This is a genomic window from Kitasatospora sp. NPDC057738 (assembly GCF_042798815.1).
In the GTDB taxonomy this organism is placed as follows: Bacteria; Actinomycetota; Actinomycetes; order Streptomycetales; family Streptomycetaceae; genus Kitasatospora; species Kitasatospora lactacystinica.
On sequence record NZ_JBHVJT010000002.1, the window covers coordinates 38,360 to 52,789 of the forward strand.

Consider the following 14,430-nt stretch of genomic DNA (forward strand, 5'->3'; position numbering starts at 1 on the left):
AACAACCCCCAACCCACCGTGCCCGACGGGGGGGCACCCGCCACGACCCTTCGTGGCGGGCGCTCCGGGTGCGCGCTCGGGCGGCCGGTGGAACGCTCAGGCGGCCCGGTGGAAGAAGAACGGGTCGATGGACGGCGGCACCCGGGTCACGCCGTCGGTGCTGAGCAGCTGGTGGACGGTGAAGTTGGCGTTGCGCTGGTACGTCACGCCCACCGGGAAGTTGGCCCGGTCCGGCGTGTTGTTGCCGGCGAAGACGCCGTAGAAGTCCTTCCCGACCGCGAGCATCCGGATGTAGTCACCGAGGAAGGGCAGTCCCGCGGCACGGGGCACGTTCGCGGGTGCCTGGTGCAGGACGTCGGACTCCGGCGCGGTGCTCCAGTTGTCGGCGGTGACCTCCAGGATCGTCGTCCACTGGTTCCTGGCGAACCGCTGGTAGACCAAGCCCACCAGACCGTCCTCGTTGACGGCCAGCGACGGGTTCTTGGCGTCGGTGACGTCGTCGCGCACCTTCCGCCAGGTCTGGCCGCGGTCCTGCGAGTGCCGGACGTGCAGGGTGTTGTCGACACCGCCCGGGCCGCCCACGCGGTCGCACCAGGCGATCCAGACGCGGTCGGCGTCGGTCGGGTCCACCGCGATCGTCAGGTCGCCGCCGAGCCGTTCCTGCCCCATGGTCGAGTTGAACGCGACGAAGCGGTCGGTCGCGACCCGCTGCCCGGGGACGCTGTCGGTGGCGTCCTTGAGGTCCTGGAACGGGTGGGCGCCGACGCCTCCGTCGTCGTCCCGGCTCACCACGACGTCGAAGGTGACGTTGGTGATCGGGTCGCCCTGGTCATTGGTCCGCCAGCTCTCGAACGCCGCGTAGACGGTGCCGTCGGGGTGCACGGCGAGGCGCACCGGCGGCCCGTCCTGACTCGCCGGGTCACGGTTCTCGATCACCGTGGGCACGAATCCGGCCGGTGCGGGCGCCGTCCGCGCGTCGCCCGAGACGTCCACGACGGCGGTCCGCGGGCCCGGACCGTTGTTGCCGACGTAGACCCGGTCGCGGTCGGCGCCGCCGGCCGTCACGGTGTCGGCGACGACCCACGGCTGGTCCTCCTGGTCCCGGCTCACCAGGATCTCCATGGGCGCGGTCGAGGCGATGTTCGGCGTTCGAAGGATCTGCATCCTGGTGATCGGCCTGGGCCGGTGCAGTGCGGCCAGGCCGTTCAGTATGCCCGCGTACAGGGCACCGCCCCGGGCCGCGAAGGCCACCGTGATGTCGGCGGTACCGAGATCCGGCGCGGCGCCGGGGACGACGGCGTGCAGCACCCAGCTGTCGCCGCCGTCCGTGGACACGTAGACCGGGGCGAGCGGACCGCCCATCGGGTCGGGGGTGAAGGCGGTCGCGACCATCTCGGTGGGCGTCTCGGGGTTGACCGCGAGAAACGGCTCGGAGTCCTGGGTCGCGGTGCCGCTCAGCGCCTTCGGGGTGATGTTGACGACCTTGAGGGTGGGCATGTCGGCTCACCTCCGTTCGCGCAGCACGGCGAGCGTGTGCACGGGCTGGTAGTCCTCGGGGTGGATCAGTTCGTACGGGGCGAGCTCGCGCTGGTCGTCCTGGGTGGCGTGCAGGAGCCACAGCCCCTCCTGGCCGGCCTTGGGCTTGGGCACCCGGTAGTAGTGGGCGTCGCGGCTGTTGGGGTACAGCACGGCGAGGGTCGTGTCGTTCACCCGGCCGCTCTCGACCCGGGTGACGGCGATCGCCGCCCGCCACCAGTCCGGCGAGTGCTCGGACCGGCGGTCGGCGCGGTCGGCACCGCCGGCCCGTTCCAGGCCGACCACCGTGCCGACGACCACGGCGTCCGCCTCCGCGGCGTGCGCGGCCAGATCCTGGTGGCGGATCTCCCGCTGCACCGAGCTGAACGGCTGTTCGTCGGCCGTGGTGGCGGCGAGCGACACGTGGTGCTGGACGGCCTCGGCGGGCAGCCGGCCCACCTCGGTGACGCCCAGGCCCTCCCCGTACACCATGCCCTGGGTGAAGAACGCGGCCCGGTCGCCGACGCCCATCGGACCCGCGTCGGGCGACAGTTGGACGGTGACCTCATTTCCCGCCAGCTGCCGGAACGCTTCCGGCGCGTGCAGCACCTGGTCCACCCTGACCACGGCCGTCCGGTCGTTCCTGGCCTCGGCCGGAACGGCCGCGAGCGAGGTGCCGCCGACCCTGGTGACCGTGCCCACGAAGCTCAGCGGCGCCCGCCGGACGAGTTCGGTGAGCTCCTCGTGCGCGACGGGTGGCATGTCGGTCATGACGGTCCTCCTCTCCGCTCACCGCACCGCGCGGGCCGAGGAAGGGTGCGCCCGACGCCACTCGATCCGCGCGCCGAGCAGGCAGGCGGCGGTGACGGCGGCCGCCAGTGCGACCACGAGCCACTCCGCCGCACCGCTGCCGGCGTCCGGGTCGATGCCGAGGAGCGTCTCGATCCACTGCGGCCACACCAGGGTGAGCAGGAACAGTAGTCCGGACAGTCCGCCGAGGGCCGTCTCCAGCCAGAAGCGGGGCCGGACCGGATTCGTTTGCCGGAAGGGCATCACTGCGCCTCCCCTTCTCCAACCGCCCGGGCCGCGCCGCGACGCGGCGCGCGCCGTTCCCGTGCCGCCGCGCGTGGCGGCGGCACGACCCGGCCGGGCCGGCCCGGGCCGGGGTCTGGTCTGCTCCCTTCGGCACCGCCGGTCGGGGGCGGGATCGCCGCGGGAGGTGATCTGCTTCGATCCGCAGCGTCGGAGCTGCGGTGGGAGTGCGGCCGGGAGGGGATCGCGGGTCGTCCGCATCCCGTCCCTGCGCTGTACGCCTACGAGGCACACGTACTTCGTATACGAGTCTGCTCGCACTCCGTGAGCAGGTCAAGGGCGGACCGGGCCGCCTCCCCCGTCAGACCCGGGCGCCGAGCATCCGCAGCACCAACTCGCCGTAGCGGCGCCCGAGTTCCTCCGGCGTCTCGGTCGAGTTGTCGGTGTACCAGCGGGAGACGTCGATGCCCAGCGAGGTGACCGCGCGAGCCGCCGTGCGCACCTCCGCCACCTGGAAGTCCCCCGCCGCCACGCCGGCCCCGATCAGCGCGCTGACCTCGCGCTCGATGTCCAGGCGCAGCGCCGCGACCACCGCGTAGGCGTCCTCGGGCAGCGCGTGCAGCTCGTAGTTGACCACCCGGCCGACCGTCCGGGCCCGGGCGTGCCAGGCGGTGAACTGCTCGACCAGCCGCCGCATCCGTTCGGCCGGGCCACCCTCGCCGGCCGCCGCGTTCCGGACCAGGGTCAGCGTGGCGGCGTGCCCGGCCCGGCTGATCTCGGCCAGCAGTGCGGCCTTCGACTGGTAGTGGATGTACAGCGCCGCCGGGCTCATCCCCGCCGCGGTGGCGATGTCCCGGGTCGTGGTGGCGTGGAAGCCGCGCTCCGCGAACGACTCGACGGCGGCCTGGAGCAGCCGGTACGCCGCTTCGGGGCGGGCGTCGGCGCCGGGCAGGGTCGGCCAGAGGTCGGCGAGCGGGGTGCTGGTCATGGCGTCATCCTCCCAGAGAACTCGTACACGCTTTCCCTCCGACCGCCCGCCCGGGCCGACCGTCGGCCACCGTTCGGGCCGGGGGTGGGCGGTCGCCGGAGTGTTGACAGGCTCCCGCACCGACAGCATGCTGAGCAAGCGCTTAGTCAGGTGGTGGCAGAGATCCTCGCACGAAAGGCAGGACGCTCCGTGGTGCACTCCTTCAAGGGCCGGGTGGCCGTCGTCACCGGGTCGAGCCGGGGCATCGGCCTCGGCATCGCCCGCGAGCTGGTCGACCGCGGGGCCAAGGTCTGCCTCACCGCCCGCAACCCGGAACCGCTCGCCGAGGCCGTCCGCGAGCTGGGCGGCCCGGACAACGCGATCGCCGTCGCAGGCAGGGCCGACGACCCGGCGCACCAGGAGGAGGCCGTCACCCGCACCCTGGAGGCCTTCGGACGGCTCGACCACCTGGTCAACAACACCGGCATCAACCCGGTGTACGGGCCGGTCCTGGACACCGACGAGGCCGCCGCCGCCAAGATCCTCGCCGTCAACGTGCTCGCCCCGCTGGCCTGGACCCGCCGCGCGCACGCCGCCTGGATGGGCGAGCACGGCGGCTCCGTCGTCAACGTCGCCTCCATCGCCGGCATCCGCTCCTCGCTCGGGATCGGCATGTACGGCGTCAGCAAGGCCGCGCTGATCCGGCTCACCACCGAACTCGCCGCCGAACTGGGCCCGCAGGGCATCCGGGTCAACGCCGTCGCCCCCGCCGTGGTCAAGACCAGATTCGCCGAGGCCCTGTACGAGGGCCGCGAGGAGAAGGTCGCCAGGGCCTACCCGCTCGGCCGCCTCGGCGTCCCCGAGGACATCGCCGGCGCCGTCGCCTTCCTGCTCTCCCCGGACGCCGGCTGGATCACCGGCCAGACCCTGGTCGTGGACGGCGGGGTCACCCTCGGCGGTGGGATGTGACCCCCGGGGACGTCGACGACCCGACACCCGACGGCGGGACATCCGACAGCCGGGCGTTCGACGGCCGGGGCGTGGTGGTGACCGGCGGCGGCCGGGGCATCGGCGCCGCACTGGCCCGGGCCTTCGCCGCGGCCGGCGCCCGGGTGGCGGTCAACGACCTGGACGCCGGGGCCGCCCACGCCGTCGCGAAGGAGTGCGCGGGCACCGCACTGCCCGGGGACGCCGCCTCCGCCGAGGGGATCGCCGACCTGGTCGGCCGGGCCCGCGCCGAACTCGGCGAGATCGACGTGTGGTGCGCCAACGCGGGCGTCGCCCCGGTGGGCGGCGCGGACGCGCCCGCCGCGGCCTGGACGAGCGCCTGGGAGGTCAACGTCATGGCCCACGTCCGGGCCGCCGAACTGCTGCTCCCCCGCTGGCTGGAGCGCGGCGAGGGCCGGTTCCTGGCCACCGTCTCCGCCGCCGGGCTGCTCACCATGCTGGGCTCGGCCCCGTACTCGGTGACCAAGCACGGCGCGCTGGCCTTCGCCGAGTGGCTCTCCGCGACCTACCGCCACCGGGGCCTGCGGGTGCACGCGCTCTGCCCGCAGGGCGTGCGCACCGATCTGCTCGCCTCCACCGGCGCGGTCGGCGAGGCGCTGCTGGCCCCGACCGCGCTCGACCCGGCGGACGTCGCCGAGGCGGCCCTGGACGGGATGCGCGCGGAGCGCTTCCTGCTCCTGCCGCACCCCGAGGTCGCCGACTACTGCCGCGCCCGGGCCACCGCGCCGGACCGCTGGCTCACCGGGATGAACCGGCTCCAGCAGGGGCTGGAGAGGAGTGAACTGCTGTGAGGGCCTGGCAGGTCGACGAGCTCGGTGAGCCCGCCGAGGTGATGCGGCTGGTCGAGGACCTCGCGCGGCCGGTACCCGGCCCGGGGCAGCTGCTGGTGCGGGTACGGGCGGCCGCCGTCAACTTCCCGGACGCGCTGATGGTGCGCGGGCAGTACCAGGTCCGCCCACCGCTGCCGTTCACGCCCGGCGTGGAACTGTGCGGCGAGGTGGTGGACGGCGCCCGGCGGGGCGAGCGGCTGATCGGCAACCCGGTGCTGCCGCACGGCGCCTTCGCCGAGTACGCGCTGCTGGACGCCGCCACCGCGTTCCCGGCGCCCGAGGTGCTGGACGACGCCGAGGCCGCCGCCCTGCACATCGGCTACCAGACCGCCTGGTTCGCGCTGCACCGCCGGGCCCGGCTGCGGGCCGGCGAGACCCTGCTGGTGCACGCGGCCGCCGGCGGCGTCGGCAGCGCGGCGGTCCAGCTCGGCCGGGCCGCCGGGGCACGGGTGATCGCCGTGGTCGGCGGGCCGTCGAAGGCGGAGGCGGCGCGGGCGCTCGGCGCGGACCTGGTGGTGGACCGCCGGGAGCGGGACTTCGTCGCCGCCGTCAAGGAGGCCACCGGCGGACGCGGCGCGGACGTGGTCTTCGACCCGGTCGGCGGCGAGGCCTACACCGGCTCCACCCGGTGCATCGCCTTCGAGGGCCGGATCGTGGTCGTCGGCTTCGCCGCCGGGCAGATCCCCGCCCCGGCGCTCAACCACGCCCTGGTGAAGAACTACTCGATCCTGGGCCTGCACTGGGGCCTCTACAACACCCACGACCCGCGCGCCGTCCGCGCCGCCCACGACGAGCTCGGCAGGCTCGCCGAGCAGGGCGCCGTCCGCCCCCTGGTGAGCGCCCGGGTGCCGCTGGCCGCCGCCCCGGACGCCGTCCGGCTCGTCGCCTCCGGGCACAGCACCGGCCGGATCGCCGTCCTCGGCGACTGACCCGCCGCGCGGCCCGGACCGCGACACGGGGCGAGGCCACAGCCCGTTGGCTGTGGTCTCCCCCCCCCCCCCCCCACACCCTCCCGCCCCCCCCCGATGCGGTGCTCCGCCCTCCCCCCCCCCCCCCCCCCGCCACGGCTCCCGTTCCGGCCATCCAGGCCGGAACCGACGCAAGAACAGGAGGGGGGACAGGAATGCGCGTCACCCTGCTCACCGAGGGGACGTATCCGCACCAGCACGGCGGCGTGAGCGTCTGGTGCGACCAGCTCGTTCAAGGCATGCCGGACGTCGAGTTCGACGTCATCGCCGTCACCGGAACCGGGCACGAACCACTGGCCTGGGAGCTGCCCGCCAACGTGCGGTCGGTCACCACCGCACCGCTGTGGGGGCCGGCCTCGGAAGGCCGACCGCCCCGCGGCAAGGAGATGCGGCGCTTCCTCAACGCGTACGAGCGCTTCCTGCACTCCATCCTCGACCCGGTCTACACCACCCACTTCGGCACCGAGCTGTACAACTTCGCCGACCTCGCCCGGCACGGGCTGCTCAGCCCGGCGCTGCGCAGCGAGCGCGCGCTGCGCACCCTCCAGCACGTCTGGACCCGCGACTACCTGCCGACCGCCGTCTCCCGCCCCACCCTGCACGACGCCCTGAACGCCACCGACCTGCTGGAGCACGCCCTGCGGCCGCTCTCGGTCGAGCCGCCGAAGGAGGGCGTCGCGCACGCGGCCAGTGGCGGGCTCGCCACCCTGCCCGGGCTGATCGCCGCCCAGCAGTACGGCGTACCGTTTCTGCTCACCGAGCACGGCATCTACCTGCGCGAGCGCTACCTCGGCTACCGCACCGGCCCGTACCGCTGGCCGGTCAAGGCACTGCTGCTCGGCTTCTACCGGATGCTCGCCGAGGAGAGCTACCGGCAGGCCGCGCTGGTCACCCCCGGCAACCGGTACAACCGGCGCTGGGAGGAACGCGGCGGCACGCCGTCCTCGCACATCCGCACCGTCTACAACGGGGTGGACCCGGCCGCCTTCCCGCCGGCCGGTCCCGAGCCCGAGACGCCGACCCTCAGCTGGGCCGGCCGGGTCGACCCGATCAAGGACCTGGAGACGCTGATCCAGGCCTTCGCCATCGTGCAGCGCGAGATCCCCGAGGCGCGGCTGCGGCTCTTCGGCGGCACTCCCAAGGGCGGCGAGGCGTACCGGGACCGCTGCATAGCCCTGGCCGCCGAGCTCGGCATAGCCGAGTCGGTGGCCTTCGAGGGCCGCGTCGCCGACATCACCGACGCGTACGCGGCGGGCAACGTGGTCATGCTCTCCAGCATCAGCGAGGGCTTCCCGTTCACCCTGATCGAAGCGATGTCCTGCGGCCGCGCGACCGTCTCCACCGACGTCGGCGGCGTGCGCGAGGCCGTCGGCGACACCGGACTGGTCGTCCCGCCGCGCGAGCCCGAGCCGATGGCGGCCGCCGCGATCGAGCTGCTGCGCGACGCCGAACGGCGCGCCCGGCTCGGCGAGGGCGCCCGGCTGCGGGTGATCGAGCAGTTCACCCTCCGCCAGAACATCGACGGCTTCCGCGGGATCTACACCGAACTCCTGGGCACCGCCCGCTGGATGCCCGGCGGCATGGTCGCCGTCACCGACCAGGTCCCCAGCCCCGACTGGGACCAGCAGCTGGCCTCCGCCGCCCGCCCCGAGCCGAGCGAGGTCGGAGCGTGAACCGGCGCCCGGAGCACCCCCGGCCGGCGGCCGGGGGAGAGAGAACCGTCGAGAAGCGCGTGTCCCGCGAAGCGGCCGCCGAGCACAACGAGGTCGGAGCATGAGCGGTCCATTGCGACTCGTTCCGGACGAAGCCGGACCCGAGCACACCATGCAGCTGCGCACCCTGCCGCTCAAGCGCCGCCGCCCCGCCCAGCCGGAGCAGGAGCCGGAGCCCGAGGAGTCGCTCTACCTCTCCGCGGACCCGCTGGACGAACTCGCCGAGCGCCTGCGCGACGTCTGCGCCGACGCCGTCCACCCGTACGAGATCGCGGCCTTCCTGGAGTCCGACGGCCTCTCGGACGAGCAGGCCGCCCTGCTGTACGGCCGCCCCGACGCGTTCACCGTCGCCGAGGAGCTGTTCGAGAAGGTCCAGCGCCGCTACCCCGGCCCGAGCTCCGAGTTCGCCAACCCCTGGCGGGCCGATCCCTGGCGCTGCGTGGTGCGCGGCCTGGTGTTCGCCCTGCCGGGGCTCGGCTACCTGCTCGGCGCCAGCCTGTTCGCGACCACCCGGATGCGCTTCGGCCTGCCCTCGGGCATGCTCGCGCTGTCCGTCGCCACGCTGGTCAGCTGGGGCTTCAACCAGGCGCTGGCGCACCGCTCCTACCGCTGGCTGGGCCGGATGCGCCGCCGCGAGGCCGCGGTCTGCCTGGCCGTCGGCGCCCCGGTCGGCGCGCTGGTCGCGTCCGCCGCCGCGTACGTGGTCGGCGGGCCGCTCGGCGCGCTGTCCTTCGCCGCCGGACAGTCCTGCTACCTGGGCGCGGCCACCGTGCTGCTGGTGCTCGGACGGGAGAAGTTCCTGCTGCTGGCGCTGGCCCCGGCCTCGGTCGGCGCGGGCGTGGTGCTGGCGGTGGACGTTCCGCAGCTGGTCCGTACGGTCGTGCTGCTCGCCTCGGTGGCGCTGGCGGTCGGACTGGCCGCCCGGGAGCTGCTGGTCTGCATCCGCGGCGGCGAGCGCGAGTCCGTGGAGCTGAGGCTGCCGGTCCGCCAGGAGGTCCCGCACCTGCTGTTCGGCCTGGCCTGCGGCGCGCTCACGCTGATCGCCGGCCTCGGCGGGACCATCCACCAGGCCGTGCAGTCCGGCGGCCACCCCGCGCAGGAGACCTCGACCACCCCGACCGGACCGGCCATGATCGCGCTGACGCTCAGCCTGGGCCTCGCCGAGTGGCTGCTCTTCCGCTACCGGGCACTGGCGGTCGCCGCACTGCGCACCAGCCACACCAGCGGCCAGTTCTCCCGCCGCACCGGCGCGATCCTGCTCGGCTGCCTGTTCATCTACCTCACCACCGTGGCCGCGCTGGACGCCGCCGCGACCGTGCTGTGGCCCGGCGCCCCCGCGCTCGGCGTGCCGCAGCTCGGCGCGATGCTGCTCCTCGGCGGCTCGCTCTGGCTGGCGCTGCTGCTGAACGCCTTCGGGTTCAGCTGGAGCACCGCCCTCGTCTGTCTGGCCGCCGCGGTCGCCGAGAGCGCCGGGCTGCTGACAGGTGCGGACCCGATCGTCCTGCAGCTGATCGGCTGCGGGGCGGCCGCCACCGTCCTCACCGCACTCGCCGGGCCCGCGCTCGGCCGCACCACCCAGCACCGCTGAACACATCGAATATCCCGCACGCCTCCATTCGCGTGCACCGCCGTACCCGTTTCACCTGAGACACCCACCGGGCCTGCGGCGGCCGGCCACCGCAGAGCGTCCGGCCGCCCCGGCAGATCGAGAAAGCGAAATCCGCATGAGCAGCGTCGCGGTTACCGGAGCCGAGGGCTTCATCGGCTCCCACCTCGTCGAGACCCTGGTCGCCGACGGGCACCACGTCCGCGCGATGGTCCAGTACAACTCCTTCTCGTCCTTCGGCTGGCTGGAGACCCTGTCCGAGGAGGTGCTGGACTCGGTCGAGATCGTCCTCGGCGACGTCCGGGACCCGGGCTCGGTCAACGGCCTGGTCAAGGGCACCGAGGCGGTCTACCACCTGGCCGCCCTGATCGCGATCCCGTACTCCTACCGCGCCCCCCACTCGTACGTCGACACCAACGTCACCGGCACCCTGAACGTGCTGGAGGCGGTGCGCCACCTGGAGATCCCCCGCCTGGTGCACACCTCCACCAGCGAGACCTACGGCACCGCGCAGACCGTGCCGATCACCGAGGACCACCCGATCAACACCCAGTCCCCGTACGCCGCCTCCAAGGCCGGCGGGGACCGGCTGGCCGACAGCTACCACGCCAGCTTCGAGACCCCGGTCGTCACCCTGCGCCCGTTCAACACCTTCGGCCCGCGCCAGTCGATGCGCGCCGTCATCCCAACCGTGATCGCCCAGGTCGCGGCCGGCCAGACCGAGATCACCCTCGGCGACCTGCGCCCGACCCGCGACTTCACGTTCGTCAAGGACACCGCCAACGCCTTCCGCACGGTGGGCACCGCGGCCGCCGAGTCGGTGGTCGGCCGGACCTTCAACGCCGGCACCGGCGGCGAGATCTCGGTCGGCGACCTGGTCACCCTGGTCGGCAAGCTGATGGGCGTGGACCTGGTGGTGAAGGAGGACGAGCAGCGCATCCGTCCGACCAACTCCGAGGTCATGCGCCTGGTCGCAGACGCGTCGCGGCTGCGCGCGGCCACCGGCTGGGCCCCGCAGTTCAGCCTGGAGCAGGGCCTGGAGCAGACCATCGAGTTCTTCCGCGACCCGGCCAACCTGGCCCGCTACAAGACCGACATCTACAACGTCTGACCCGCCGTAACCGATCTTGCTCGTCCTGGTAACCAAGGTTCGTGTCCTGCACATCCTTTCCGTGGGGGAAACACCATGCACGCAGTGATCCTGGCCGGCGGTAAGGGCGTCCGTCTCCGCCCGTACACCACCGCGCTTCCCAAGCCGCTCGTTCCGATCGGCGACCAGCACGCGATCCTGGAGATCGTGATGCGCCAGCTCGCCGCCGCGGGCTTCCAGAGCGTCACCCTGGCCATCGGCCACCTCGGCCACATCATCCGCGCCTACGTCGGCAACGGCTCCCAGTGGGGCCTGCGGGTCGGCTACGCCGTCGAGGACAGCCCGCTCGGCACCATGGGCCCGCTGCTCACCATGCAGGACCGCCTGCCCGAGCACTTCCTGGTGATGAACGGCGACATCCTGACCGACCTGGACTTCGCCGGGGTGCTCAAGCACCACGAGGCGTCCGGCGCCCCGCTGACCATTGCCACCTATGCCCGTCAGGTCAAGATCGACTTCGGCGTGCTGACCGCCGACGAGGGCACCATCACCGGCTTCCAGGAGAAGCCCAGCATCGACTACCGCGTCTCGATGGGCGTGTACGGCGTCTCCCGCTCGGCGCTCGCCAAGTACACCCCCGGCCTGCCGCTGGGCTTCGACGAGCTGGTGCTGGACCTGCTGGCCGCCGGGACCCCGCCGTCCGCGTACGAGTTCGGCGGCTACTGGCTGGACATCGGCCGGCCCGACGACTACGACCGGGCCAACGCCGAGTTCTCGACCATCCGCCCGGTCCTGATGCCCTTCGAGTCGACCGCCACCACGCCGAGCGTCGCGGAACTGCCGATCCCGGCCGCCCGCACCGCCCCGGACGACGAGCACGCCGAGCCCGCCACCGCGGGCGCCGAGAGCGACGGACGGGCCGCGTGAGAATTCTGCTCCTCGGCGGCGACGGCTTCCTCGGCCGTCACGCCACCGCCGTCCTGCGGTCACTGCCCGGTGCCACCGTGCTGACCGCGGGGCGGCGGCCCGCCCACGATCTCCGGCTGGACCTGGCCACCGCCCAGGCCGGCCCGCTCGGCGAGGAACTGTCCGCGCTGGCCCCCGACGCGGTGGTCAACTTCGCCGGCGCGGTGGCCGGCAGCGCGGTCAAGCTCGCCGAGGTGAACGCCCGCGGCCCGGCGGTGCTCTGCGAGGCGCTCTCCCTCGGCGCCCCGAAGGCCCGCCTGGTCCACATCGGTTCGGCCGGCGAGTACGGCGTCTGCGGGCAGGGCGAGTCCCTGACCGAGGACGCCGACGCGCGCCCGGTCGGCGTGTACGGCGCGACCAAGCTGGCCGGCTCCCTCGCGGTGGCCGGCTCGCCGCTGGACGCCGTGGTGCTGCGGGTGTTCAACCCGGTCGGCCCGGGCGCCCCGGCGGGCTCGCTGCCCGGCCGGCTGGCCGCCGAGCTGCGCCGGGTGGCGCCCGAGGGCGCCGACGGCGTGATCACGGTCGGCGACCTCTCCGCCTACCGCGACTTCGTCGACGCCCGGGACGTGGCCGGGGCGGTCGGCCTGGCCGTCACCGCCGAACGTCCGCTGCCCCGGGTGCTCAACCTGGCCTCCGGCCGGGCCCGGCAGGTCCGGGCGATCGCCGACGGGCTGGTCGCCGCGGCCGGCTTCACCGGCCGGATCGACGAGAGCGGGGCGGGCTCCGAACGCTCGGCCGCGGTCTCCTGGCAGCAGGCCGACGTGTCGGCCGCCGCCCGGGAACTCGGCTGGCGCCCGGAGACGGACCTCGCCGACACCCTGCGCGACCTGTGGCTCGGCACCGCCGGGCCCACGCCCGACCCGGTGGTCGCATGACCACCGGGCAGACCCCCGACGGCCGCCTGCTGGTGCCGCTGTACGTCCACCCCGCGGTGGACCCGGCGGCCTGGCAGGCGGTCGCCGCCGCCGACCCCGCCCGGATCGCCGCCGTCGTGCTCAACCTCGCCGACGGTCCGGGCGAGGTCCCGGACCACGTCTTCGCCGAGGCGGCCGACCGACTGCGCGCCGCCGGCCTGCCGCTGGTCGGCTACACCGACACCGACTACGGCCGCCGCCCGCACGCGGCCGTGGTGGCCGACATCCTGACGTACCGTCAGCGCCACGGCATCACCGGCGTCTACTTCGACCAGGTCACCACCCACCCGGGCGCGCTCGCGCACTACCGGCGGCTGGCCACGGCCGCCCGCGCGGCCGGCTGCGGCACCGTGGTGTTCGGCCACGGCGAGCACCCGGACCCGGGCTACGCCGAGGTCGGCCTGGCCGACCTGCTGGTGACCTTCGAGGGCGACTGGGACGCCTACCGCGACATGACGCTGCCGCTGTGGACCGGCCGGCACGCGGCCTCCCGCTTCTGCCACCTGGTCTACGACGTCCCCACCGAGAACGCCCAGGACGCCGCCGCCCTGATCGCCGCCCGGCGAGCTGGCGTCGGCTGCGCCGTACCGGGGGCCGGGGAGAACCCCTGGCGCACCCTGCCGTACGGCCTGAACGCCGCTGAACTGACCTGACCCGATCCGGAGTTCGACTACCGTGAACCGTCGCAACCGGCTGCTTCCGGCCACCCTGGCCCTCGCCACCGCCACCGCCCTGCTGGTCAGCTCGTGCAGCAGCTCGGGATCGGAGGACGACCAGGACTCGGCCGACGGCACCCCGAGCAACTCCCCCGCGGCCACCGCGCCGAGCACCCCCGGCACCCCCGGCACCCCCGACGCGGCCACCACCGCCCCGGACACCCCGGCCCCCGGGCCCACCACCCCGAGTGCCGGCGCGCCGGCCCCGGGAACGCCCGCCGGCAGCCCGCCGCCCGGGACCCCTCCGGGCACCGGCACCCCGCCGGGCAACCCGGCACCGCCGCCGGCCGGCGCCCGCTGGCAGCCCACCCCCGGCCTGGCCTGGCAGTGGCAACTCGGCGGCGCCGTCGACCAGTCGGTGGACGTCCCGGTCTACGACATCGACGGCTTCGAGAACGACGCCTCGGTGGTGGCCGCGCTGCACGCCAAGGGCCGCAAGGTGATCTGCTACATCAACGCCGGCTCCTGGGAGAACTTCCGCCCCGACTCCGCCGCCTTCGCCAAGTCCCTCCAGGGCTCGGACACCGGCTGGAAGGGCGAGAAGTGGTTCGACATCCGCAAGCTCGACCAGCTGAGGCCGCTGATGGCCGCCCGCTTCGACATGTGCCGGAGCAAGGGCTTCGACGCCATCGAGCCGGACACCATCGAGGCCTACAACCAGAACAGCGGCTTCCCGCTGACCGCCGACGACCAGCTCAAGTACAACCGGATGCTGGCGCAGCTCGCCCACGAACGCGGCCTGGCCATCGGCCTGAAGAACGACCTGGACCAGATCCCGGCACTGCTCGCGGACTTCGACTTCGCGGTCAACGAGGAGTGCTCGCAGTTCGACGAGTGCGACCGTGTCGCCCCCTTCGTGAAGGCGGGCAAGGCGGTCTTCCACGTCGAGTACAAGCTCGACACGGACCGGTTCTGCGGCAAGGCCAAGTCGCTGGGGTTCAGCTCGATGCGCAAGAAGCTCGAACTGGACGCCTGGCGCAAGCCCTGCTGAGGAGCTCGGCTCCCGTCGCGGGGGGGGGCAGGCCGCGAGGGAAAACCCCCAAGATGTACTTGGCCTCCACCCAGACTCACATCCCCCGACCAACCACCACACCCACCCCTTTCGA

General features: G+C 73.8%; 13 protein-coding genes and 1 pseudogene. 10 read left to right on the forward strand and 4 right to left on the reverse strand.

What is annotated here, in order from left to right; translation table 11 throughout:
* Nucleotides 1-96: 96 nt before the first annotated feature.
* The 4 genes from ACFVGO_RS01360 to ACFVGO_RS01375 all read right to left on the reverse strand — a co-directional run bounded on the left by ACFVGO_RS01360 (nt 97) and on the right by ACFVGO_RS01375 (nt 3,535).
* Nucleotides 97-1,497, reverse strand: coding sequence for a hypothetical protein (locus ACFVGO_RS01360; protein ID WP_380630555.1), 1,401 nt, complete (start codon nt 1,495-1,497; stop codon nt 97-99).
* A gap of 6 nt (nt 1,498-1,503) precedes the next feature.
* Nucleotides 1,504-2,286 (reverse strand): hypothetical protein, encoded by a 783-nt coding sequence (locus tag ACFVGO_RS01365; protein WP_380630557.1) that lies wholly within the window; start codon nt 2,284-2,286, stop codon nt 1,504-1,506.
* Between the two features lie 18 nt (nt 2,287-2,304).
* Nucleotides 2,305-2,568, reverse strand: coding sequence for an ABC transporter permease (locus ACFVGO_RS01370; RefSeq protein ID WP_359909251.1), 264 nt, complete (start codon nt 2,566-2,568; stop codon nt 2,305-2,307).
* 340 nt (nt 2,569-2,908) lie between these two features.
* Nucleotides 2,909-3,535: a TetR/AcrR family transcriptional regulator gene (locus ACFVGO_RS01375; protein ID WP_359909254.1), complete on the reverse strand. Its 627-nt coding sequence runs from the start codon at nt 3,533-3,535 to the stop codon at nt 2,909-2,911.
* 189 nt (nt 3,536-3,724) lie between these two features.
* Between ACFVGO_RS01375 and ACFVGO_RS01380 the strand changes: the two genes are divergently transcribed.
* From ACFVGO_RS01380 to ACFVGO_RS01425, 10 genes and pseudogenes are all read left to right on the forward strand, one after another.
* The gene (locus ACFVGO_RS01380) at nt 3,725-4,483 is read left to right on the forward strand and encodes an SDR family oxidoreductase (RefSeq protein ID WP_380630559.1); all 759 of its coding nucleotides are present in this window, start codon (nt 3,725-3,727) and stop codon (nt 4,481-4,483) included.
* Entirely contained in the window at nt 4,480-5,313 is an 834-nt protein-coding gene (locus tag ACFVGO_RS01385) for an SDR family oxidoreductase (protein ID WP_380630561.1), read from the forward strand. Before ACFVGO_RS01380 ends, ACFVGO_RS01385 begins: the two co-directional genes overlap by 4 nt.
* Nucleotides 5,310-6,281, forward strand: coding sequence for an NADPH:quinone oxidoreductase family protein (locus tag ACFVGO_RS01390; RefSeq protein ID WP_380630563.1), 972 nt, complete (start codon nt 5,310-5,312; stop codon nt 6,279-6,281). Before ACFVGO_RS01385 ends, ACFVGO_RS01390 begins: the two co-directional genes overlap by 4 nt.
* Before the next feature lie 194 nt (nt 6,282-6,475).
* Nucleotides 6,476-7,993, forward strand: coding sequence for a GT4 family glycosyltransferase PelF (pelF, locus tag ACFVGO_RS01395; RefSeq protein WP_359913943.1), 1,518 nt, complete (start codon nt 6,476-6,478; stop codon nt 7,991-7,993).
* Between the two features lie 100 nt (nt 7,994-8,093).
* Entirely contained in the window at nt 8,094-9,620 is a 1,527-nt protein-coding gene (locus tag ACFVGO_RS01400) for a hypothetical protein (RefSeq protein WP_359913940.1), read from the forward strand.
* A gap of 136 nt (nt 9,621-9,756) precedes the next feature.
* Nucleotides 9,757-10,749 carry an SDR family NAD(P)-dependent oxidoreductase gene (locus tag ACFVGO_RS01405; RefSeq protein ID WP_380357711.1) on the forward strand — a complete coding sequence of 331 codons (993 nt, stop codon included), beginning with the start codon at nt 9,757-9,759 and terminating at the stop codon, nt 10,747-10,749.
* Between the two features lie 75 nt (nt 10,750-10,824).
* A pseudogene (locus ACFVGO_RS01410) lies at nt 10,825-11,526 on the forward strand (NDP-sugar synthase); the annotation flags it as partial.
* Between the two features lie 125 nt (nt 11,527-11,651).
* Nucleotides 11,652-12,569, forward strand: coding sequence for an NAD-dependent epimerase/dehydratase family protein (locus ACFVGO_RS01415; protein WP_380630565.1), 918 nt, complete (start codon nt 11,652-11,654; stop codon nt 12,567-12,569).
* On the forward strand, nt 12,566-13,261 hold the full coding sequence (locus tag ACFVGO_RS01420; RefSeq protein ID WP_359913931.1) for a spherulation-specific family 4 protein: 696 nt from the start codon (nt 12,566-12,568) through the stop codon (nt 13,259-13,261). Before ACFVGO_RS01415 ends, ACFVGO_RS01420 begins: the two co-directional genes overlap by 4 nt.
* A gap of 22 nt (nt 13,262-13,283) precedes the next feature.
* The gene (locus ACFVGO_RS01425) at nt 13,284-14,315 is read left to right on the forward strand and encodes an endo alpha-1,4 polygalactosaminidase (RefSeq protein ID WP_380630568.1); all 1,032 of its coding nucleotides are present in this window, start codon (nt 13,284-13,286) and stop codon (nt 14,313-14,315) included.
* Nucleotides 14,316-14,430: the final 115 nt, after the last annotated feature.